Origin of the sequence: uncultured Pelagimonas sp. (assembly GCF_947498515.1) — a bacterium.
In the GTDB taxonomy this organism is placed as follows: domain Bacteria; phylum Pseudomonadota; class Alphaproteobacteria; order Rhodobacterales; family Rhodobacteraceae; genus Pelagimonas.
This window is the reverse complement of sequence record NZ_CANMKO010000004.1, coordinates 45,186-66,615: the sequence shown is the minus strand read 5'-3', so window position 1 is coordinate 66,615 and position 21,430 is coordinate 45,186. Positions and strand designations below refer to the sequence as shown.

Below are 21,430 nucleotides of genomic sequence, written 5' to 3'. Positions count from 1 at the left end.
GGAAAGTCCTGACGTAGTCAAGCCTGACGACAAGGAGAATTCGGGATGACAGCATATTTTGCAGGCTTTGCGCTGGGCTTTAGTTTGATTTTGGCCATCGGGGCGCAGAACGCTTTTGTTTTACGCCAAGGGTTGATGCGCCAACATGTTTTACCGGTTGTCCTTGTCTGTGCGATCTCGGATGCCGTGCTGATTGCCGCCGGGGTTGCCGGCTTTGGGGCTTTGGTTGCGGCGGTGCCCGGGCTTGAATGGGGAATGCGCTTGTTTGGGGCCGCCTTTTTGGTGTGGTACGGGTTGCGCACGTTGAAAAGCGCCTGGGACGGTGGACACAAGATGGAGGCGGGCGAAAAGGCCGGGAGCCTGCGTTTGGCGGTCTTGACCTGTTTGGCGCTGACCTGGCTCAACCCGCATGTCTATCTGGATACGGTTGTCTTGCTTGGGGCGGTGTCGGCACAATACGACGACAAGCTAAGCTTTGGGCTTGGGGCCGTCTGTGCGAGTTTCGTGTTCTTCTTTTCTCTGGGATATGGCGCGCGCCTTTTGGCACCGGTGTTTGAAAAGCCGGGGGCGTGGCGGGTGCTTGACCTAGGTGTTGGCCTGACAATGCTGGCAATCGCAGCGGCTTTGCTAATGGGCTAGGTACCACTGTTAGGAGGCATCACAAATTCGAGACATACTGGCCTTGTGCCTGATGGTGAATGCGTTAAGTAATTCCTATGGATCAAGCGCGCCCCAGTGTTGGCATTTTCTGGATGGTGGTGACAGGGCTGTGCTTTGTCGCTGTTACGGCCTTGGTTAAAACCATGCATGGCCGCGTACCCGCCCCCGAAGCCGCATTTTTGCGCTATGTTTTGGGGCTGGTGTTTGTCATTCCGTTCTGGCGCGAACTGCGCAACATGCGCCCAACTCGTCGCCAATGGAAACTAATGGCGGTGCGCGGGGTGTTTCAATCACTTGGGGTGGCGTTTTGGTTTTTTGCTATGACGCGGATTCCCTTGGCCGAAGTCACCTCGATGAACTACCTCAACCCGATTTTTGTAACGCTGTTGGCGGTGCTCTTGTTGGGCGAAAAATTGGCATTGCGGCGCATCTTGGCGATTGCGGTTGCGATGATTGGTGCGCTTATCATCCTGAGGCCGGGGTTCCGCGAACTTGACCCGGGGCATTTGGCCATGCTGATCACCGCAAGCTGTTTTGCCGCGTCCTATTTAATCGCCAAAATCCTTTCGGCCGAGGTCAGCCCAGCGATGGTTGTGGCGACTATGTCGGTGTCCGTCACGATCGGATTGGCCCCTTTAGCGATCCCGGTTTGGGTCTGGCCAAGTTGGTGGGACGTTGGAATTTTGTTCCTTGTCGCCTGTTTCGCAACGGGGGGGCATTACGCCATGACTTTGGCCTTTAAGGCCGCGCCGTTGACCGTGACCCAACCGGTGACGTTCTTGCAGTTGGTGTGGTCTGTGGCCCTTGGGGCGTTGCTATTTGACGAAGCCGTTGACCCGTGGGTGATTGCCGGGGGCGGGATCATCATGGGGGCCGTGGTTTTCATCACTTTGCGTGAGGCCGCGTTGAACCGGCGGGTAACGCCGGGTGTTGTGGAAACGAAACACTGATCTTGGGCCTATTGTCTCCATTTCGTTAAAAATCCATGTATTGGCCGCACTTGTGCCCAAATCCCTAAGCAATTTGTCAACCATCAGAAGTTAACGTGAACGATGGAGAAACAAATGTTTGCGGAGAATAAATTGACCGAGAGTATGACCGAGATCGAGGCCTTCTTGCTCAAAGAACGTGCCAAAGTGCTTTCCGAAGCAGAGTGGCGTTTCCGGATGCGTGGCTATGGCTACAATCTGCGTCGCACAAACGATGGTGTCGAAGTTGCGCGCCTTCCACAGAACAAAGTTCTAGGAACGTTTGAAATGTAAGCTGCGGCCTTATTGGGCCGGAGACATGCGCGCGAGTCGTGCGCACAAAAGAGATGCTGGCCGTGTGGCCAGATCAGAGTTGGCCCAAGCTGAGCCAGCCATGGGAGCGCCTGAATTTTTGGGAATGCGTTCAGGAAGCGACCCTTTGACAATGTTTTACGACGCGCCTTTCAGCTTGTTGTGAGGTGTGCATGGGCTGTCCAAAGCTGCCGTTGGATTTTGATTGACTTGTCAGTCAATAACCGGCAGCAATTCTTGTATGCCTAAGATTGGACAAGAACCCAAAAGACGCGCCGCCTTGGTCGCAGCCACGGTCGAAGAGATCGGGGCCGCTGGATCGCTTGAGGTGACCGTTGGTCAAATCGCCAAACGCGCCGGAATGTCGAGCGCCTTGGCCCACCATTACTTTGGCGGCAAAGCCCAGATTTTTCTGGCAGCGATGCGCCATATCCTTAATGAATATTCACGCGATGTGCGCGCAGCCTTGGCATGTGCGCAACCGGGTAGACGGCTAGAAGCCATCATCGATGGAAGTTTTGACCCGAATTGTTTTGACCCTGCGGCGGTATCGGCTTGGCTCAACTTCTATAGCTTTGCGCAACGCGACAAGGATGCAGCCCGGCTTTTGCACATTTACCAAAGACGATTGCACAGCAACCTGGTGCATGCGTTGCGGGGCCGGTGTTCTAACCCTCAGTCGACGGCGCGGATTATCGCGGCCCAAATCGACGGGGTCTATCTGCGCGCTGCATTGAACAATGGCGATATGTCCGGCGCGGCAGAGCAAGTCAAAGCCGTTGGACACGCCCTGATCGGGGAGGCATCGGCATGAGTCCGAATATCTTGATCATCATGGTGGACCAGTTGAACGGAACGCTGTTTCCCGATGGTCCCGCCGACTGGCTACATGCCCCAAATCTTAAGGCTTTGGCAGCGCGTTCGACCCGTTTCGTGAACAGCTACACAGCAAGCCCGCTTTGCGCGCCGGGGCGGGCAAGCTTTATGTCGGGGCAATTGCCAAGCCAGACGCGCGTCTATGATAATGCGGCTGAGTTCGCCAGCGACATTCCAACCTATGCACATCATCTGCGCCGGGCGGGGTATTACACGTGCCTTTCTGGCAAGATGCATTTTGTCGGGCCGGATCAGTTGCACGGGTTCGAAGAACGCCTGACCACCGACATTTACCCCGCCGATTTCGGTTGGACCCCGGATTACCGCAAGCCAGGCGAGCGAATTGATTGGTGGTACCACAATATGGGGTCGGTCACCGGGGCAGGGGTGGCTGAGATCAGCAACCAGATGGAATATGACGACGAGGTCGCGCATTTCGTCAAGATGAAGCTTTATGATCTTGCGCGCGGTTTGGATGATCGGCCTTGGTGTGTCACAGCGAGCTTTACCCACCCGCATGATCCCTATGTGGCACGCAAGAAGTATTGGGACCTCTATGAGGATTGCCCGCATCTGGAACCTGAGGTTCCATCAATGGGCTATGACAACCACGACCCGCATTCTAAGCGTATTTTTGACGCCAATGACTGGCGCTCTTTTGATGTCAGCTCCGAAGATATTCGCCGTGCCCGGCGCGCCTATTTCGCCAATATCTCCTATTTGGATGACAAGGTAGGTGAGTTGTTGGCGGTGTTGGAAGAGACTCGCCAGGAGGCGGTTGTGGTCTTTGTGTCGGACCATGGAGATATGCTCGGAGAGCGTGGGTTGTGGTACAAGATGTCGTTCTTTGAGGGATCGGCGCGGGTACCGATGATGATTGCCTTGCCCGGTGGGGAGGGGAAAAAGATTGACGCGCCGGTGTCCACCATTGACCTATGTCCTACGCTTGCCGCCTTGGCCGAGGCGGATATGGGGGAGGTCGCGCCCTGGACCAGTGGCGAAAACCTTTTACCAGTGATGAATGGTTCCGAACGCACGGCCCCGGTTGCGATGGAGTATGCTGCGGAGGCATCTTATGCGCCTTTGGTGTGCTTGCGATATGGGAAATGGAAATACACCGCTTGTTCGCTTGACCCTGAACAGCTTTTCGATTTGGATATTGACCCGCATGAGTTAACCAATCTAGCCGATAACCCGGCCCATGCCGGAACGTTGGAAGCGATGCGGGCCAAGGCCGAGAAACGCTGGGACCTAGCGCAATTTGATGCAGAGGTCCGTCAGTCACAGGCACGCCGATTGGTGGTCTATGACGCCTTGCGGCGAGGTGGGTATTACCCTTGGGATTATCAACCGCTGCAAAAGGCCTCCGAGCGCTATATGCGCAACCACATGGATTTGAACGATCTCGAAGAGAACAAGCGCTTTCCGAGGGGTGAGTGAGCATGGAGAGGTTGTGCCGCCGCTTTGACGCGCCGCCCACCCACCCACCCCGACGCCTCAAAGCGGCATTGGTGGGTGAGGGCAGGACATGATGACCGTTTGGGGGCGGGCGACCTCGTCAAACGTACAGGCGGTCATGTGGAGTGTGACTGAGCTCGGGCTTGAGGTTGATCGTCGCGATGTTGGCGAGGGTTTTGGCGGATTGGACAGCGCGGAATTCTTGGCGATGAACCCCAATGGATTGATCCCGGTGTTGCAAGACGGAGCTGTGACGGTTTTTGAAAGTGCGGCCATCATTCGCCATCTTGGCCGCACCTATGGCGACGACGGGTTTTGGCCGCGTGATACCACCGCCTTGGCAAAGGTTGACCAATGGGCGGAGTGGGCCAAGCAGATGGTGGCGAACCGTTTTACCGGCCCGATCTTTTGGCGGGCTGTTCGCACACCCGCTGAGCGCCGGGACTCGGAGGCCATCGCCCAGGCGGTTTCGCGTTTTGAAACCGGATTGGCCGTGGCCGAGGAGCGGTTACAAAACCACGCTTGGTTGGCGGGGGATCACATGACACCGGGGGACATCCATCTTGGGCATGTTCTTTACCGCTATTTCGACATCGACATCACGCGGGCCGATTTTCCGGCGCTGCGGAGCTACTTTGACCGGCTGACCCGGCGTCCTGCTTATCGGGAGACGGTGATGCTTTCTTATGAGAGTTTGCGAGACACAATATGAGCACGAGCAAAAGCTACGATACGCAACCCACGGCCAGCCATTTTGTGAATGGGGCCTATTTGGAAGACACCGCCGGTGAGCTTATCGAGGTGGTGTACCCGGCCACGGGTAAGGTGATTGCGCGTGTGCACGCCGCGACGCCAGCGGTGATTGAGGCGGCTCTGACGTCGGCGCGCGCGGCCCAGAAAGAATGGGAAGCCAAGTCAGGTACAGAGCGAGGACGGGTCTTGCGCCGAGCGGCGGACATCATGCGGGAACGCAACCGCGAGCTGTCTGAGCTTGAGACCTATGACACCGGCAAACCGATGTCGGAAACTTTGTATGTGGATGCGACATCGGGAGCGGATGCGCTTGAGTACTTTGGCGGATTGGCCGGAAGCCTAACCGGTGAGCATGTCAACCTTGGCGGTGATTGGGGTTATACGGTGCGCGAGGCGCTGGGCGTCTGTGTTGGCATCGGGGCGTGGAACTATCCGACCCAGATTGCTTGCTGGAAGGGGGCTCCGGCATTGGCTTGCGGCAATGCGATGATCTTTAAGCCCAGTGAAAACACGCCGCTTTGTGCGCTAAAGGTCGCCGAGATTTTGGTCGAGGCGGGATTGCCAGCGGGTTTGTACAACGTTGTGCAAGGCATGGGGGCGGTTGGTGCGTCGCTGGTCACCGACCCGCGGGTCGACAAGGTTTCGCTGACGGGTTCTGTGCCGACGGGGCGCAAGGTTTATGCCGCCGCCGCCGAGGGGATGAAACACGTCACGATGGAGCTGGGCGGCAAAAGCCCGTTGATCATCTTTGACGATGCCGATCTGGAAAACGCCGTGGGTGGGGCGATCTTGGGGAACTTCTATTCCTCAGGTCAGGTTTGTTCCAACGGGACGCGGGTCTTTGTTCAAAAGGGGATCAAAGACGCGTTTCTAAAACGGCTTTCGGAGCGTTTGGCGACGGCCAGAATTGGTGATCCGATGGACGAGAGCGTCAATTTCGGCCCGATGGTCAGCAAAGCACAGCGTGAGATTGTGATGTCCTATATTGCCAAAGGCAAAGAGGAGGGCGCGCGTCTTGTCTATGGTGGCAATGAGATTTCCGGTGATGGGTTCTACATCGAACCGACGGTGTTTGCCGATGTCAGTGACGAGATGACCATTGCTCAAGAAGAGATTTTTGGCCCGGTGATGGCGGTTTTGGATTTCGACAGCGAGGAAGAGGTGATTGCCCGTGCCAATGACACGCAATTTGGTCTATCTGCCGGGGTTTTCACCAACGACCTAACCCGTGGCCACCGTGTGATTGGGGCGATGGAGGCGGGGAGCTGCTTTATCAATTCCTACAATGATGCGCCGGTCGAATTGCCCTTTGGCGGATCGAAAATGTCGGGTGTTGGGCGTGAAAACGCCAAAGGCGCGATTGAGCACTATTCACAAGTGAAGTCGGTTTACGTGCGTATGGGTGACGTCGAGTCGCCGTTTTAAGGCCTTGATCTCGTTGGGGCCACTGCCCCGGCGAGCGGCCCACCCGCCCACCCCCGTCTCGCCGGGGCAGTGGCGGTTGGCCTTGGACGATGATGAAATTGCAGCGATTCAGGGTGTTCCTTGAAACGTCAGGAAGAGGTCGCCCTAGATTGGGGCGGCTTGATCGAATGATGCCTGACCGTTCATTGACCCCGAATGTCTTGAAGGATGAAAAGGCATGAAAGCGGATTATGTGGTGATTGGCGCGGGCAGCGCCGGGTGCGCAATGGCCTATCGGCTGGCAGAGGCCGGGAAGTCGGTCATTGTGATTGAACATGGAGGCTCTGACTGGGGCCCGTTCATCAACATGCCCGGTGCGCTGAGCTACCCGATGGGGATGAAAACCTATGACTGGGGTTTTGAAAGCGAGCCTGAACCACATTTGGGCGGGCGCCGGTTGGCCTGTCCACGAGGCAAAGTTATTGGTGGATCTTCCTCGATCAATGGCATGATCTATGTGCGTGGTCATGCGATGGACTATGACACATGGCGGGACATGGGCGCGCAGGGGTGGGGCTATGCGGATGTCTTGCCCTACTTCAAGCGTCAAGAAGATTGGCATGATGGCGGGCATGGCGGCGACGCCGCTTGGCGTGGCAAGGGCGGTCCATTGCATGTGACGCGCGGCAAGCGTGAAAACCCGCTGGTGCCCGCCTTTGTCGAGGCGGGACGTCAGGCGGGTTACCCGGTGACCACAGATTACAACGGCTATCAGCAAGAGGGGTTTGGCCCCTTTGACATGACCGTTTGGAAAGGCGCGCGTTGGTCGGCGGCCAAAGCCTATCTGCGCCCAGCTGAAAAGCTTGGGGCGACGGTTGTGCGTGGGTTGGCGCGCAAAGTGGTGATCGAAAATGGCCGTGCGACGGGTGTTGAACTGCGTCGCAAGGGCCGGATCGAAGTGATCGAAGCCGGCAAAGAGGTGATCATCGCCGCAAGTGCCATCAATTCGCCTAAACTATTGATGCATTCCGGCATTGGCCCAGCGGCGCATTTGGCCGAGCATGGGATTGAAGTCATCGCGGATCGGGCCGGTGTTGGTCAGAACCTTCAGGATCACCTTGAGCTATATATCCAACAAGCCGCGACCCAGCCTGTGACCTTGGCGAAATACTGGAACTTGATCGGCAAGGGCTATGTCGGGGCGCGGTGGTTGTTTGGTCGCTCGGGGCCGGGGGCGTCAAACCAATTTGAAAGCTGCGGGTTTATTCGATCCGGGGCAGGGGTCCAATATCCTGATATTCAATATCATTTCCTGCCGATTGCGGTCCGATATGACGGTCAAGTTGCCTCGGAAGGGCATGGCTATCAAGCCCATGTTGGACCGATGCGATCGCCATCACGCGGGGCGATCACATTAAAATCCAGTGATCCAGATGCCGCACCCAGCATCCTGTTCAACTATATGAGCGAGGAAAAAGACTGGGAGGATTTCCGCACCTGTATCCGCCTGACTCGCGAGATTTTTGGGCAAGAGGCATTTGCCCCATTTCGCGGCCACGAAATCCAACCGGGTGACGCCTTGCAAAGCGATGATGACCTGAATGGGTTCATCAAGGAACATGTCGAAAGCGCCTATCACCCGTGTGGAACTTGTAAAATGGGCGCTGCCGATGATCCGATGGCGGTGGTTGATCCAGAGGCGCGGGTGATCGGTGTTGATGGGTTGCGCGTTGCGGATAGTTCGATTTTCCCACAGATCACCAACGGCAATCTAAATGCGCCATCGATCATGGTCGGTGAAAAGGTGTCTGATCATGTGTTGGGCCGCTCTCTGGCGGCGGAAAACGCAGAGCCTTGGATACACCTTGAGTGGGAAACCGCGCAGCGTTAAGCAATATTAACAGAAACGGTTGATTTCGGGACACTGCATCCCGAGATTAGCCATATGTTAAATACTCGTTTTTGCCTTGTTCTGTTGGCGTCCGTTTTTGGGGCCGATATCGCGTCAAGTGACGTCAGCGGGACCATGCGTGTCAAAGATGCAGATACGATTGAGATCGGCGGAACGTCTATCCGGCTACACGCCATAGACGCCCCGGAAATCAAGCAACGCTGTGGCGGCAGTGGTCAACCTGTCTGGGCCTGCGGAGCTTGGAGCAAAGCGCAGGCCGTTGCGCTTTATGATGGCAAATTCGCTCAATGCGAGCAGCTTGACAAAGATCGCTATGGCCGGGTGGTCGCGCGCTGTTTCGTTGATGGTCAGGATATGGCCCAGGATCTGGTGCAAAATGGACTGGCCTTTGCCTATCGCAAATACGGTTGGGACTACGACCTTGACGAAAAAGCCGCAGCGGTGGCCGGACGTGGGTTGCACAGCACAGAGGTGACAGTTCCGGCAACCTACCGCGCACAGGGCCGTGACGCCCGGGCGAAATGGTCGCTAGTGGCATCGCCCAAAGGATGCCCCATCAAGGGCAATATTTCCAAAACTGGTGAGCGCATTTATCACCTGCCGGGGCAGAATTGGTACAACGTTACCATGATCCGTGCCGACAAAGGGGAGCGGTGGTTTTGCTCGCAAAGCGAGGCGCGCATCGCCGGTTGGCGCGCTGCAAAAAAATAGGACAAAAAGAGACAGGAATAGCTCCGGGTTGATCCGCGTCAAAGTGAGCGGCTTAGTGCTGTGTCACCTTGCTTGCGAAAACGAACAAGGGGAGACGCAAATGTCTAATACACCACATGAGTTGGCCGAAGAATTTCCAGAGTATGTCGAAAAAATGAGCGGTCTGAAACAGTCAGACGCGCATTTTGCCAAGCTTGCGGATGAGTATCACGATCTGAATCGTCAGGTTCACCGCGCAGAGACAAATGTTGAGCCCATGAGTGAACTGGCCGAAGCGGAATTGCGCAAGAAACGGGCCGCACTCAAGGACGAAATTTACGGTATGCTGACAGCTTGACGTGAGCTGTGAGTTTTCTGGAAGGGGTCAGTCGGGGAAATTCGGCTGGCCTTTTCGTTTGTCTTTAATGAGTTATGGCGCAAATGAGGCATCGTTGCCATAATTTAGCCACAAATGTCTCGATTTTGCTGATCGTGATTATCGCCGCTTTAAGGACCTCAGGTGAGGCTGACAGTCATCCGAGTTTTGTTGCAAGCCTTGTGAAAAAGAAGGTTTGCCGAGGCAGAATGCCACCTGTGACCACTTCTTGATCGGTTTCGCGCAGAAGCGTGCCCGAGGAGCAAAGGCGTGAAACATGTCGAGTATTTTGACCAATATCGGTGCCCTGTCGGCGCTCAAAACGCTGCGGCGTGTCAATTCTGATCTGGATGCCACAATGTCCGAAATCGGAACCGGGAAACGCGTATCCAACGCCTCCAAAAACGCGGCGGTCTGGGCGGTGTCCAAAACGATGGAATCCGATGTTAAAGGGTTTCAGAAGATTTCCGATAGTTTGGGCATGGCGCAGGCAACGCTATCGGTGGCGCGCCAAGGCGCGGAAACGCTCAGCGATTTGTTGACAGATCTCAAAGGCAAGATTGTTGTCGCCCATCAAGACAACATTGATCGGGATAAGGTTCAGGCCGATGTTGATGCCCTGCGCGATCAGATCTCAGCGGTTGTTGAAGCGACGCAGTTTAACGGTCAAAACTTGCTCAAAAACGATAGCGACGAAGCGGGTTCGGGAACGATAAACATTCTCGCCTCGATTGCTCGCAGTGGCAAAGGTGTCAAGACGACGGATATTACCTTAAAACGTCAGGACCTTCGGACTGATGCCGCCGTTGTTGCCGCATCCGGGGGAACCTATGTAGCGGGCGCAGTTCAAGCGACGCTGAATGCAACACAAAGCGCGACCATTGACGTTAGCGGTTTAACTGTTTCGACGGGCACGGCTTTTGGGCTGTCGGTGTTTGGAACCGACGCAGATGGATCAGGGTTTGATCAGGCGGCCTATCGAACCTCGGCGGCCGGGGCAGAGACCCAATCGGAAATGGCGGCCGGGAGCTTGGCCTATGTGGCCCGTGAAGGGGACAGGATGTCGGATGTCGTCACGGGATTGGGCCGCCGATGGGAGGCCTATGCCAACGCAAATGGTATTGATGCTTCGGTGCTGTCGATGAGTTTCAAGGGAACCAATATCATCGCCAGTTCCGATGTCAGTAGCGCAAGCGACACATTGCAAGTGAGCGTGAATACGGTAAGCGCGAATGCCGGCAATACAACTGGTGGCGAGCTTGGGGATATCGCATCCTTGGACGTAACAACCGCATCTGGTGCGGCGGATGCCCTTGGACGTGTTGATGTGATGATTGAGGCGGCAGTTGATGCAGCCGCCGAAATTGGTTCGGTTCAGGGGCGGCTTGGCACGCAGGCGAGCTTCACATCAAAACTGATCGATAGCTTTAACACGGGCATCGGTTCACTTGTGGACGCAAACCTAGAAGAGACATCGGCCCGCCAACAGGCCTTGCAGGTCCAACAGCAATTGGCGGTTCAGGCCTTGTCGATCGCTAATCAGGCCCCGCAATCGCTGTTGTCACTGTTTAGGTAAGGAAAAGGCCGCTTTCGCGGCCCATTCGTTAGTCTTCCATGGCTTCCAATTCGTCGATGAAACCTTCGATCATCGACAGGCCTTTGTCCCAGAAACTTGGGTCCGAGGCATCTAACCCAAAGGGCGCCAGCAATTCGGAATGGTGCTTCGACCCACCGGCGCGGAGCATCTCGAAATACTTGTCTTGGAAACCCTCGGGGTGTTCCTGATAGGCCGCGTAAAGCGCATTCACCAACCCATCGCCAAAGGCATAGGCGTAGACATAGAACGGTGAATGAACAAAATGCGGGATATAGGCCCAGAACGTTTCATACCCATCCATATACTCGAACGCAGGCCCGAGGCTCTCGGCTTGGACACTCATCCAAAGGGCGTTGATATCGTCCGGGGTAAGTTCGCCACCACGACGCGCGTCATGCAGTTTGCATTCAAAGTCGTAAAAGGCGATCTGGCGTACGACCGTGTTGATCATATCCTCAACTTTGCCAGCGAGCATAACCTTGCGCTCGGCCTGGTTTTTGGCTCCGTCCAACATTTGGCGGAACGTGAGCATTTCACCAAATACAGACGCCGTTTCCGCCAATGTCAGCGGAGTTGATGAGAGCATTTCGCCCTGACCCGCGGCAAGAACCTGATGCACACCATGGCCAAGTTCATGGGCCAAGGTCATGACATCACGCGGTTTTCCGAGGTAGTTGAGCATCACATAAGGATGCACATCCGTCACCGTTGGGTGCGCGAAAGCGCCGGGGGCTTTGCCGGGTTTCACACCGGCATCGATCCAGCCTTTGGTAAAGAACGGTTCGGCCAGCTCTCCCATACGTGGATCAAACGCAGTGTAGGCGTCCATCACGGTTTTTTGGGCATCTTCCCAGCCAACGATCTGGTCGCTTTCCATCGGCAATGGCGCGTTGCGATCCCAGACTTGCATGACATCAAGACCCAGCCATTTGCGCTTGAGCTCATAGTAGCGGTGGCTAAGGCGCGGGTAGGCGGCGACAACGGCGTTGCGGAGCGCTTCGACCACTTCGGGTTCAACATCGTTCGACAGGTGGCGACCGGTCTGCGCACTTGGCATACCACGCCAGCGGTCAAGGATTTCTTTTTCCTTGGCTTGGGTATTGTGGACGCGGGCAAAGGTTTTGACATTGTCGGCAAACACACGGGCCAGTTCGCGCGCGGCATTTTCGCGTTTGGAACGGTCCTGATCGGTTAGGAAATTGAGTGTGGCTTCGATGTTGAGCTCTTCGCCCTCAATATCAAAGGTCAGACCGGCAATGGTTTCGTCAAACAGGCGTTCCCAGGCGTCGCCTACCACGCCAAGGTCGTGCAAAAATTTCTCCAGCTCGTCGCTAAGCTGGAAAGGTTTCATTTTGCGGACCTTGTCGAAGATAGGCTTGTAGCGTGCGAGATCCGCGTTTTCAGCAAACAATCCATCGAGAAAGTCATCGTCCAAACGATTGATTTCCAGTGTGAAAAACACAAGAGGCGTCGAAAAGTTGGTGATGCGCTCTTGGCAGTCAGATAAGAATTTAGCCCGTTCTGCATCGGTGGTCAGCTGGTAATACCGCAGACCCGCAAAGGACATGATGCGTCCGGCAACACTATCGATACGCTCTTGGCGTTTGATCGCTTCAAGCATCCCTTGGGGATTTTGGCTTGCCAGTTTGCCTTCATAGTCATCGGCGAATTTCAGGCAGGCTGACTCCAGCCAATCCAGATCACGTTTGAGTTCAGGTGACTCATCAGATGTATAAAGATCACTCAGATCCCATTCTGGCAAAGGACCAAGCGAGCCATCCCCGTTTGAAGCGTTGATGTCATAAAGCGGCTGGGTCGGCATGCGCGTCTCTCCTTGATATCTTGAACCAGAGCTAATCCCGCATGGGCAGGAGGTTCAAGGGGCAGCGGCCCTTATCCTGTGGATAGGGGCAAAAACTCTGAAAATGTCGGTAGAATTTTCGTGAAAATGCAGCGCCAGTTCCCGTTAGCAAGCTCAGGCGTGAACGATCATGTTCACGCGGTTAGCGCTGTGTCTGAGCCTGCGCGGTCAAAAAGAGCACAAATCTGGTCCGCCACGCGTTTACGTTTTTTAACATCTTCCATCAGGATTTCATGTTCGCCATCAGTGATTTGCACCAGTTGGCCGCCGGGCCATTGTTCCATCCGCGACGTGATGCGTGATGAATCGACGATTCGTTCATTTGTTCCAAGGAAGGTTAAACAAGGTTGAGCCGGCGACGAGCGGCGCGACAATTCTCGTGTTTCAGCCAAAGCTTCGTGAAGCCAATTCAGCGACGGGCCACCCAGTTGCAATTCAGGCACGGCAGTCACCTGTCGCTTCATATAATCCCACATTTCCCGATCTCGGGTGAGCAGGTTGTTTTCAAAGGATTCCGAGGCGACATAACTTTCGGGTTTGGTGCCGGGCGTAAAAACATGGCCAAGCCCGATTTGCTTGCCCCACCAAGATAAAGCCCAAGCGGCGGGGCGAATTGGATCAGCCATACGAATGCCCCACATTGGCCCGGTGAAAACACAGCTTTCGACCGGTAGACCATCCATAACTGCGCGCAAACCAATGCAGCCACCCATGGAATGACCAATCATATGCAATGGGCGCGGCAGCCCCAAGGCCCCAACGCTTTGCAACATCGCCGCAACATCACGTTGGTAATCTTCGAAGACATGGACATGACCGGCCATCGGTTCATCCAGCATTCTATCTGCCAATCCCTGACCCCGCCAATCAATGGCGAGAACGTGATACCCACGCTCGGTCAGGTCTCGCGCCGTGCGGCCGTATTTCTCAACATATTCTGTACGACCAGGCATAAGGAGCACGGTGCCCCGCGCCTGTTCCGCCGGAAAATGCGCCACTCGCAGGCGCAAACCGTCGTCAGCTTCAATCCACCAGGCACGGCTATTGGCCGGGCTATCAGATAAATCAGCGTGAAAGGGCGCGGGTACCAAACTCATTATGCTAGGGCCGAGGCTAGGCGCATCGCGGCGGACATGTCGCCATCAATGGTCAGTTTGCCAGACATGAAGGCACCGGTTGGGTTCAGGTCACCCGACAGAATCTGTTCGAATGTTTCCACATCTGCGGTCAAAGTCACGTCTGCATCGTCGTCGCCTGCGCGTACGCCGTTTTCGTCTACGATCACGCTGCCTTCGTCACCCAGCACAAATTTGGCCGAGGCATCAAAGCCATCGCCAAGCTTTTCGTTCAGTGCTGCAACAGCAGAATTGATAGTGTCGCTCATGTATTTTCCTCTCTACATCAAGTGGACGCTGGAAATCTTGCGCACCAGCGCTACACTCAGGACACGTTATGAGCACGGGTCACCATGGTTTTCAAATCTATCCTCACGGCACTTTGCACCGTAGTAATGATTTCCCTACCTTTCGGTTTACGGGCGGAAAATCGCGCGCCCGATTTATCGAATGAACTTTTGGAACAGCTTTCCGTAGCGGAAGATGGCGTTTCTGCTCAGCGATTGGAAACTCAATTAATAGCAGAGTGGTCTAAATCTGGCTCGCCTGCAATGGATTTGCTTCTTAAGCGGGGGCATGACGCCCTTGAAGTTGCAAAGGTTGATGCGGCGATTGAGCATTTTCGCGCGCTGACCGACCATGCCCCCGATTTTGCCGAAGGGTGGCATGGGCTGGCTTTGGCTTATTTTCAAGCAGAGCGGTTTGGCGTGGCCATGGAGGCGCTGGAGCGCACATTGGCCCTTAACCCGAACCATTTTGCTGCCTTGCGTGGGGTCGGAGCGATTCAGGAGCAGGTGGGCAAACCGGCCCTTGCCTATGAGGCCTTTGCCCGTGTACTTGAACTTCGGCCGCATGACGACGATGTGCTAAGGGCATTGGCGCGGCTGGAACAAGAGGTGAAGGGCGTAAAGCTCTGACAACAAAGGCAACCCCCTGGGAAATACTATGGGCATGACTGCGCGGATCGCGGCCGTTCTTGGCCCGACCAACACTGGCAAGACAACCTATGCCATCGACCGGATGCTAAGCTATCGCACCGGGTTGATTGGCTTGCCGTTGCGTCTTTTGGCGCGCGAGGTGTACGATCGTGTGGTTGATATTCGCGGCCCCTCGGTCGTGGCTTTGGTCACTGGCGAGGAGCGAATCGTCCCGCCGCGCGCCACGTATTGGATCAGCACCGTCGAAGCGATGCCCGAGGGGATGGGCGCCGATTTCGTCGCGATTGATGAGATTCAGCTTTGCGCTGACCTTGAGCGCGGACATGTTTTTACCGACCGGCTTTTGAGAATGCGCGGCACCCATGAAACGCTGTTTCTTGGCTCTGATACGATGCGCGGGCCAATTCAGACACTTGTTCCAGATGCGGAATTTATTTATCGCGACCGAATGAGCCAATTGGCTTATGCAGGGTCGAAAAAGATCAGCCGCCTGCAACCCAGAAGCGCTATTGTCGGATTCTCGGTTGATAATGTTTACGCCATTGCGGAATTGTTAAAGCGTCAAAAGGGCGGTGCGGCTGTGGTGATGGGCGCGCTTAGCCCGCGTACCCGCAACGCGCAGGTCGAGTTGTATCAGAATCGCGAGGTCGATTATCTTGTCGCCACGGATGCGATTGGGATGGGCTTGAACCTCGATATCGACCACGTCGCGTTTTCATCGCTGAGTAAGTTTGATGGTCGACGCATGCGTCAGCTGCAACCAAATGAGCTTGCTCAGATCGCCGGACGGGCAGGGCGCGGCATGTCGGATGGCACTTTTGGGGTGACCGGAGACGCGGGCCAGATTCCCGAAGATTGGGCGGAGGCGATCTGCAATCACCAATTCACACCGCTGAAAAAGCTGAATTGGCGGAACTCAAAATTGCAGTTTGGAACCATCGAGGCGCTTGAACGCAGCCTAGATCAGGCCCCGAAAGATGAGAATTTGGTCAAAGCGCGCGAGTCAGATGACCTGCGGGCACTCAGAACACTAAGCTCGGAGGCGGAAATCCGCGCACGGGCATCGGACGGACAATCCGTCCAACTTTTGTGGGATGTTTGCCGTGTTCCGGACTTTCGGGGCATCTCTCCGGCCGAACATGCGGGTCTATTGCAGGTGATTTTCCAATATCTGCATGAAAAAGGACACGTTCCGGATGAATTTATGGCGCGGCAAATCAACCGCATTGACCGGACGGATGGCGACATTGACACATTGTCGAAACGTCTGGCCTATATTCGCACATGGACATATGTTGCGCAGCGCAATGGCTGGACACGAGACGAAGACCATTGGCGCGGGGCAACTCGCAAAGTTGAAGACAGCCTGTCAGATGCGCTACACCAGCGCCTGACACAAAGATTTGTTGATCGGCGCACATCTGTGTTGTTGCGCCGGTTGAAACAGAAGGAGGCCCTTTTGGCCGAAGTGAACGATCAAGGTGAAGTTACCGTCGAAGGAGAATTCGTCGGTAAACTAGAGGGCTTCCGATTCCGTCAGGATAAGGATGCAACTGGGCAAGAAGCCAAAACGCTGCGACAGGCGTCGCTGCAGGCTTTGACTCCGCATTTCCATTTGCGGGCAGACCGGTTTTACAACGCACCAGACAGTGAGATTGATTTCACCGAGCAGGGCGGCCTTATGTGGGGCGACCAAGCGGTGGGCAAGCTTGCCAAAGGGGATGACGCACTCAAGCCGCGCATCGTTGTTTTTGTCGATGACGAAGCTGGTGCAGATGTCGCGCAAAAGGTGGAACGCCGTTTGCAGCATTTCATGGATCGCAAGATCGCGGCGCTTTTTGAGCCGCTGGTCAAAATGCGTGACGATGAAACGCTTACCGGTCTGTCACGCGGCTTCGCGTTTCAATTGGTTGAGGCAATGGGTGTTGTCCAACGGTCCGATGTCGCGGATGATGTCAAAGCCTTGGACCAAGACTCCCGCGGGACTTTGCGCAAGCATGGTGTGCGGTTTGGGCAATACACCATCTTTATGCCACTGCTTCTCAAGCCTGCTCCGACGCGGTTGCGTCTGGTTTTGTGGAGCTTGTCTAACGATTTGCAAGAATTCCCTGAGGCACCACCGCCTGGTTTGGTGACTGTTCCAAATGTGGAGCAAGTGCCCGGTCGTCATTATGCATTGGCTGGGTATCGCAAGGCGGGCGCGCGCGCGATCCGCATTGATATGCTCGAACGTCTGGCGGACATGCTACGCACTGAAGACAGCCGCGCAGGTTTTGAAGCCAAGGCCGACATGTTGTCGATTACAGGAATGACGCTTGAACAGTTCGCCGATCTTATGGGCGGGTTGGGCTACAAAGGCGAAAAAGGCGAACGGGCCAAGGTCAAAATTGCCCCGGTGCCAGAAGCCAAAGCCGAAGTTGAGACATCTGCTGAAGGTGACACACCTGCGGAGGCCTCGGCGGATGCGGCTGAGACATTGGTCGCAGATGCGGCCGAAGTTACAGGTGATGTCGATACGCTCGAAGCTCCTGTTGCTGAAGTGGCGACACCCGACGCGACGGAACCTGAGATGGAGGTGTTCTACACCTTTACCTGGGGCGGCAACCGAGGTGGTCAGCGTCGTGGTGGCGGCAAGCCGCGCCGTGATGCACGTGGTGGCGGTGACCGCAGCAAGGGTGGCAAAGGCAAGCCACGCGGCAAAGGCCCTAAGGGCGGCGGCGATCGTGGGGCCAAAACCTTCCAATCGCGCCCACCGAAAAAGGAAAAGCCCATTGATCCCGATAATCCGTTCGCAGCGGCGCTTATGGGGTTGAAGGACAAGACCTAATTGGTTGATCAGCATGGAAAAATTCGGTGACGAAAATCCGAATTGATAAATGGTTGTGGCAGGCTCGGTTCTTTAAGACCCGTAGCCTGTCGGCCAAATCCGTGTCTGGCGGGCATTGCCGCGTCAACGGAAGCCCAGTGTCAAAGCCAGCTTTTGGGGTCAGTGCAGGTGATGTGCTGACCTTTCCCAAAGAAGATGATGTTCGGGTGATCAAAGTGGTTGCCTTGGGGGACCGTCGGGGCCCTGCGCCTGAGGCGCAAGCCTTGTACGAAGATCTTGCCCCGCCCAAACCGCGTGAGCGACCAGATCAGGCCCCAAAATATGATGGGGGCGGGCGACCAAGTAAACGGGATCGCCGTGCTCTCGAACAGTTGCGCAGGGATGTGCTTGAATGATGGCGCGGCGTGGTCTAGTCACGCGTCAAGCTTTTTGAAGGATCGAGACTCATGACCTACGTGGTGATCGACAATTGTATCGCATGCAAATACACCGACTGTGTTGAGGTGTGCCCCGTAGACTGTTTCTACGAGGGGGAGAACATGCTGGTTATCCACCCCGATGAATGTATCGATTGCGGGGTTTGTGAGCCAGAATGCCCTGCGGATGCGATCCGTCCAGACACAGAACCAGACATGGAGAAGTGGGTTGAATTCAACCGCAAATACTCCGAAGCTTGGCCTGTGATCATCGAAAAGAAAGATCCTTTGCCTGACTACGAGGCAAAAGACGGCGAGCCAGATAAGCTTAAAAAATACTTCTCCGAAGCACCGGGCGAAGGCAGCTAAACGAATCGTTTTTCGTTTTCAGCGACCTGCGTGGCAGCGTCGCTAGGGCTTTGAAAAGAGATAAGAAAAGCATCTTGTCCCCAGGCTATGGGAAAGGGTGCTTTTTTATGATATACTGCTAGTTCAAATGACGACGTTTCGTCGGGATGCGGGGCCTGCGAGGACTTGCAAAATATCACTATGAGAGATGGCCGGGTATCAATCTGATCCCCGCCGTCTTTCTTGTCGCCCGCTCGAAATGCGCTGTAAGGAATGAGACTTATATGACCAAAGCGAAGAAACCCGATTTCCGTCCGAATGAATACGTTGTTTATCCGGCCCACGGCGTTGGCCAGATCGTTTCAATCGAAGAGCAGGAAATCGCTGGCATCGAGCTGGAGCTTTTCGTGATCTCTTTTGAAAAGGACAAAATGACCTTGCGGGTTCCAACCCATAAGGCGACAGAAATCGGTATGCGCTCGCTCAGCTCTCCGGATGTGATTGATGCAGCGATGAAAACCTTGCGCGGTAAGGCCAAGGTTAAGCGCGCCATGTGGTCGCGCCGGGCGCAGGAATACGAACAAAAGATCAACTCGGGCGATTTGATTGCGATTGCCGAAGTTGTGCGCGATCTGCACCGTGCGGACGACCAGCGTGAACAAAGCTATTCAGAGCGTCAGCTTTATGAGGCGGCGCTTGAGCGTTTGACGCGTGAAGTTGCGGCTGTTGCTGGCGGTGACGAAGTAGGTGCTGCCAAGCAGGTTGATGACGTTCTAGCTCTGCGCGCCGCGTAAATTGTTCTCAATGTGAAATAGCGCGCCTTTTGAAAAGAAGGCGCGCTATTTTTGTTGCGAAACCAAATTCCGTACACGGAATTTGCAAAACTCATGCAAGAGTTTTGGAGCGCTTGCCGATCGGGTAACTATGCCATCTCTTTCTTTCCGCGCTCCTCAAGGGCGGTAAACAACGCGGTTTCAAGCTCTTTCTCTAATTCTTGGGCGCGTTGAATATAGGCATCGTTTTCCGCAGGTAAGATTGTTGGATCCCACAAAAGCGCCAGTTCACGAATGGTATGGCGGTCGTGATGGTAAAAGGTTTCCTCGGCGATAGCCGCCTCGTATTCGCTCATCCCAACGTTTTCTAAAACATACCGTCCGGCGCGTAGAGAACTGTCGAACATCTCACGGACAATGTCGTTTGCCCCAGCTTGATAGAGGGCGAAAACATGGGTTCGGTCATGGGCGCGGGCGACAATGTGCAGGTCTGGCCGCAATCTTCGTGCATAAGACACCAGTTTGACTGTTGCCTTTGGATCATCCAGAGCCGCAACCAAAACCTGTGCGTTTTCAATACCCGCGGCGTGTAGCAGCTCAGGCCGGGTTGGGTCCCCAAAGAAGCCTTTGTAGCCAAAGCGGCGCATCAATTGGATCGTCTGCATGTCATGATCGAGAACAACGGTTCGAAAGCCGGAGTTTTGCACCAAGCGGTTGACGATTTGGCCAAAGCGCCCGATGCCGGCAATGATAACTGGGCCATCAGTGTCGATTGTGTCGGCTTCCACGGTTTCACGCGGAACTTCGACCTTTTTTGAAACCCATTCGAAAATGAGGAACAAAAGCGGTGTAATGAGCATCGAAATCGCCACCACCAATAGGAGGCGGTCGCTCAGGGCGTCTGCCAATACTTTTTGCTGGCGTGCATAGGAAATGAGAACGAACCCAAATTCACCGGCTTGGGCAAGGCCGAGGGTGAACAACCATTGGCCCCGGCTGCTCAGTTGGAACAGGCGACCGATTCCATAGAGGATGATGCCCTTGGTGACAATAACGCCTATCGCGAGGGTTAAGATCGAGACAGGCTCCATCAACAGCCGGTCGACATCGATCCCGGCACCAACAGTGATGAAGAACAATCCCAACAGCAGGCCTTTGAACGGCGCAATATCAGATTCCAGCTCGTGTCGGAACTCCGAGTTGGCCAATACTACGCCAGCCAAAAACGTGCCTAAAGCGGGGGAAAGACCCAGAAGCATCATCAAAAAGCCAATGCCGATCACAATCAGCAAGGCAATGGCCGTGAACATTTCCGGTAGGCGGGCCGAATGGATGTATCGAAACAGCGGGCGCGCGCCGTAAATACCGGCCAGAATAATCGCCAAAATGACGCCTAAAGTGACGAGAGCAGCCCCCCATCCCGGCAAGCCTTCGACCAAGGACATGGTTTGGTGCACATCGTCGGCATGGGGCACAGCAGTGCGTTGAATAGATCCATCTGCCGATAGGGTGACGGCTGGCCCGATGGCGAGCAGGGGCATCACCACCAACATTGGGATCACGGCAATGTCTTGTGTTAGCAAAACTGAAAACGACGCCCGTCCACCCGAGGTCTGCATCAAGCCTTTTTCAGACAGGGTTTGCAATACAATGGCGGTCGAGGAAAGGGACAGGATCAAGCCGATGGCCAATGCGGTGTGCCAAGGTTGCCCCATCGCCATCGCGCCAAGGGTAAACGCCGCCGTTGTGCCAACAATCTGCAACCCACCCAACCCAAGCAAACGGTGGCGCATATCCCAAAGTGCGCGCGGTTCAAGTTCCAGACCGATGATGAACAACATCATTACGACGCCAAATTCGGCGAAATGGCGAATGTCATCCGTATCGACGACCAAACCCAGCCCCGGACCAATGGCCAAACCCGCCAACAAGTAGCCTAAGACGGACCCGAGCCCCATTCGAGATGCAAGTGGAACAGCAATGACTGCAGCGGCTAGAAATACTGACGCCTGAAACAGCATGGATTCCATATTTGGTTGCTACCTTTGACCCAATTGCCCCTATGATGCGGTATGCAGCACAGGACGCGCAATATTTAGAGGTACCTATAGCAGCTTTTCTGTTAACGAAGAATGCCTGATCCTAC

20 protein-coding genes are annotated in these 21,430 nt (G+C 55.2%); 16 read left to right on the top strand and 4 right to left on the bottom strand.

The genetic code is table 11. The features are described 5' to 3' along the window. Nucleotides 1–45 precede the first annotated feature (45 nt). From Q1A43_RS09135 to Q1A43_RS09085, 11 genes are all read left to right on the top strand, one after another. Nucleotides 46–639 (top strand): LysE/ArgO family amino acid transporter, encoded by a 594-nt coding sequence (locus Q1A43_RS09135; protein ID WP_299934314.1) that lies wholly within the window; start codon nt 46–48, stop codon nt 637–639. 77 nt (nt 640–716) lie between these two features. Further along, entirely contained in the window at nt 717–1,610 is an 894-nt protein-coding gene (locus tag Q1A43_RS09130; RefSeq protein WP_299923918.1) for a DMT family transporter, read from the top strand. A gap of 114 nt (nt 1,611–1,724) precedes the next feature. Further along, nucleotides 1,725–1,922, top strand: coding sequence for a hypothetical protein (locus tag Q1A43_RS09125; RefSeq protein ID WP_299923915.1), 198 nt, complete (start codon nt 1,725–1,727; stop codon nt 1,920–1,922). Nucleotides 1,923–2,181: 259 nt separating this feature from the next. Continuing rightward, complete coding sequence (gene betI / locus Q1A43_RS09120) at nt 2,182–2,754, top strand: transcriptional regulator BetI (RefSeq protein WP_299923912.1); 573 nt, start codon at nt 2,182–2,184, stop codon at nt 2,752–2,754. After that, nucleotides 2,751–4,256 (top strand): choline-sulfatase, encoded by a 1,506-nt coding sequence (betC, locus tag Q1A43_RS09115; RefSeq protein ID WP_299934312.1) that lies wholly within the window; start codon nt 2,751–2,753, stop codon nt 4,254–4,256. Before betI ends, betC begins: the two co-directional genes overlap by 4 nt. A gap of 88 nt (nt 4,257–4,344) precedes the next feature. Continuing rightward, nucleotides 4,345–4,986, top strand: a complete 642-nt coding sequence (locus Q1A43_RS09110; protein ID WP_299934310.1) for a glutathione S-transferase family protein — start codon at nt 4,345–4,347, stop codon at nt 4,984–4,986. Further along, the gene (gene betB / locus Q1A43_RS09105; RefSeq protein WP_299934308.1) at nt 4,983–6,452 is read left to right on the top strand and encodes a betaine-aldehyde dehydrogenase; all 1,470 of its coding nucleotides are present in this window, start codon (nt 4,983–4,985) and stop codon (nt 6,450–6,452) included. The genes Q1A43_RS09110 and betB overlap by 4 nt, the downstream gene beginning before the upstream one ends. Nucleotides 6,453–6,669: 217 nt before the next feature. Further along, nucleotides 6,670–8,322, top strand: coding sequence for a choline dehydrogenase (gene betA, locus Q1A43_RS09100; RefSeq protein WP_299934306.1), 1,653 nt, complete (start codon nt 6,670–6,672; stop codon nt 8,320–8,322). 54 nt (nt 8,323–8,376) lie between these two features. Next, a complete protein-coding gene (locus Q1A43_RS09095; protein ID WP_299934304.1) occupies nt 8,377–9,054 on the top strand; it encodes a thermonuclease family protein in 678 nt (225 codons plus the stop codon). Nucleotides 9,055–9,154: 100 nt separating this feature from the next. Next, entirely contained in the window at nt 9,155–9,391 is a 237-nt protein-coding gene (locus Q1A43_RS09090) for a YdcH family protein (RefSeq protein WP_299923896.1), read from the top strand. Nucleotides 9,392–9,686: 295 nt separating this feature from the next. Continuing rightward, nucleotides 9,687–10,985: a flagellin gene (locus Q1A43_RS09085; protein ID WP_299934302.1), complete on the top strand. Its 1,299-nt coding sequence runs from the start codon at nt 9,687–9,689 to the stop codon at nt 10,983–10,985. A 28-nt stretch (nt 10,986–11,013) separates the two neighbouring features. Here Q1A43_RS09085 and Q1A43_RS09080 read toward each other — a convergent pair whose 3' ends face one another. The 3 genes from Q1A43_RS09080 to Q1A43_RS09070 all read right to left on the bottom strand — a co-directional run bounded on the left by Q1A43_RS09080 (nt 11,014) and on the right by Q1A43_RS09070 (nt 14,251). After that, a complete protein-coding gene (locus Q1A43_RS09080; protein WP_299934300.1) occupies nt 11,014–12,828 on the bottom strand; it encodes a M3 family oligoendopeptidase in 1,815 nt (604 codons plus the stop codon). A 173-nt stretch (nt 12,829–13,001) separates the two neighbouring features. Next, nucleotides 13,002–13,964, bottom strand: coding sequence for an alpha/beta hydrolase (locus Q1A43_RS09075; protein ID WP_299934297.1), 963 nt, complete (start codon nt 13,962–13,964; stop codon nt 13,002–13,004). Beyond that, a complete protein-coding gene (locus tag Q1A43_RS09070) occupies nt 13,964–14,251 on the bottom strand; it encodes an SCP2 sterol-binding domain-containing protein (protein ID WP_299923884.1) in 288 nt (95 codons plus the stop codon). The genes Q1A43_RS09075 and Q1A43_RS09070 overlap by 1 nt, the downstream gene beginning before the upstream one ends. Before the next feature lie 282 nt (nt 14,252–14,533). On the opposite strand from Q1A43_RS09070, the gene Q1A43_RS09065 reads away from it, so the two are divergent. The 5 genes from Q1A43_RS09065 (at nt 14,534) to Q1A43_RS09045 (ending at nt 19,305) form a co-directional block, all read left to right on the top strand. Further along, a complete protein-coding gene (locus Q1A43_RS09065) occupies nt 14,534–14,899 on the top strand; it encodes a tetratricopeptide repeat protein (RefSeq protein WP_299923881.1) in 366 nt (121 codons plus the stop codon). Nucleotides 14,900–14,927: 28 nt separating this feature from the next. Continuing rightward, complete coding sequence (locus Q1A43_RS09060) at nt 14,928–17,747, top strand: helicase-related protein (protein ID WP_299934295.1); 2,820 nt, start codon at nt 14,928–14,930, stop codon at nt 17,745–17,747. Nucleotides 17,748–17,773: 26 nt separating this feature from the next. Beyond that, entirely contained in the window at nt 17,774–18,142 is a 369-nt protein-coding gene (locus tag Q1A43_RS09055) for an RNA-binding S4 domain-containing protein (protein WP_299923875.1), read from the top strand. 51 nt (nt 18,143–18,193) lie between these two features. Further along, the gene (fdxA, locus tag Q1A43_RS09050; RefSeq protein ID WP_299923872.1) at nt 18,194–18,532 is read left to right on the top strand and encodes a ferredoxin FdxA; all 339 of its coding nucleotides are present in this window, start codon (nt 18,194–18,196) and stop codon (nt 18,530–18,532) included. A 263-nt stretch (nt 18,533–18,795) separates the two neighbouring features. Next, complete coding sequence (locus Q1A43_RS09045) at nt 18,796–19,305, top strand: CarD family transcriptional regulator (protein ID WP_299923869.1); 510 nt, start codon at nt 18,796–18,798, stop codon at nt 19,303–19,305. A 128-nt stretch (nt 19,306–19,433) separates the two neighbouring features. Here the strand turns inward: Q1A43_RS09045 and Q1A43_RS09040 are convergent, their stop codons facing one another. Beyond that, on the bottom strand, nt 19,434–21,314 hold the full coding sequence (locus tag Q1A43_RS09040) for a cation:proton antiporter (RefSeq protein WP_299934293.1): 1,881 nt from the start codon (nt 21,312–21,314) through the stop codon (nt 19,434–19,436). Nucleotides 21,315–21,430 lie beyond the last annotated feature (116 nt).

Bases quoted from the DNA above. Each gene is read 5' to 3' on its own strand.
- Q1A43_RS09135 (WP_299934314.1), top strand. From the start codon at position 46: ATGACAGCATATTTTGCAGGCTTTGCGCTGGGCTTTAGTTTGATTTTG.
- Q1A43_RS09130 (WP_299923918.1), top strand. From the start codon at position 717: ATGGATCAAGCGCGCCCCAGTGTTGGCATTTTCTGGATGGTGGTGACA.
- Q1A43_RS09125 (WP_299923915.1), top strand. From the start codon at position 1,725: ATGTTTGCGGAGAATAAATTGACCGAGAGTATGACCGAGATCGAGGCC.
- betI (WP_299923912.1), top strand. From the start codon at position 2,182: ATGCCTAAGATTGGACAAGAACCCAAAAGACGCGCCGCCTTGGTCGCA.
- betC (WP_299934312.1), top strand. From the start codon at position 2,751: ATGAGTCCGAATATCTTGATCATCATGGTGGACCAGTTGAACGGAACG.
- Q1A43_RS09110 (WP_299934310.1), top strand. From the start codon at position 4,345: ATGATGACCGTTTGGGGGCGGGCGACCTCGTCAAACGTACAGGCGGTC.
- betB (WP_299934308.1), top strand. From the start codon at position 4,983: ATGAGCACGAGCAAAAGCTACGATACGCAACCCACGGCCAGCCATTTT.
- betA (WP_299934306.1), top strand. From the start codon at position 6,670: ATGAAAGCGGATTATGTGGTGATTGGCGCGGGCAGCGCCGGGTGCGCA.
- Q1A43_RS09095 (WP_299934304.1), top strand. From the start codon at position 8,377: ATGTTAAATACTCGTTTTTGCCTTGTTCTGTTGGCGTCCGTTTTTGGG.
- Q1A43_RS09090 (WP_299923896.1), top strand. From the start codon at position 9,155: ATGTCTAATACACCACATGAGTTGGCCGAAGAATTTCCAGAGTATGTC.
- Q1A43_RS09085 (WP_299934302.1), top strand. From the start codon at position 9,687: ATGTCGAGTATTTTGACCAATATCGGTGCCCTGTCGGCGCTCAAAACG.
- Q1A43_RS09080 (WP_299934300.1), bottom strand. From the start codon at position 12,828: ATGCCGACCCAGCCGCTTTATGACATCAACGCTTCAAACGGGGATGGC.
- Q1A43_RS09075 (WP_299934297.1), bottom strand. From the start codon at position 13,964: ATGAGTTTGGTACCCGCGCCCTTTCACGCTGATTTATCTGATAGCCCG.
- Q1A43_RS09070 (WP_299923884.1), bottom strand. From the start codon at position 14,251: ATGAGCGACACTATCAATTCTGCTGTTGCAGCACTGAACGAAAAGCTT.
- Q1A43_RS09065 (WP_299923881.1), top strand. From the start codon at position 14,534: ATGGATTTGCTTCTTAAGCGGGGGCATGACGCCCTTGAAGTTGCAAAG.
- Q1A43_RS09060 (WP_299934295.1), top strand. From the start codon at position 14,928: ATGGGCATGACTGCGCGGATCGCGGCCGTTCTTGGCCCGACCAACACT.
- fdxA (WP_299923872.1), top strand. From the start codon at position 18,194: ATGACCTACGTGGTGATCGACAATTGTATCGCATGCAAATACACCGAC.
- Q1A43_RS09045 (WP_299923869.1), top strand. From the start codon at position 18,796: ATGACCAAAGCGAAGAAACCCGATTTCCGTCCGAATGAATACGTTGTT.
- Q1A43_RS09040 (WP_299934293.1), bottom strand. From the start codon at position 21,314: ATGGAATCCATGCTGTTTCAGGCGTCAGTATTTCTAGCCGCTGCAGTC.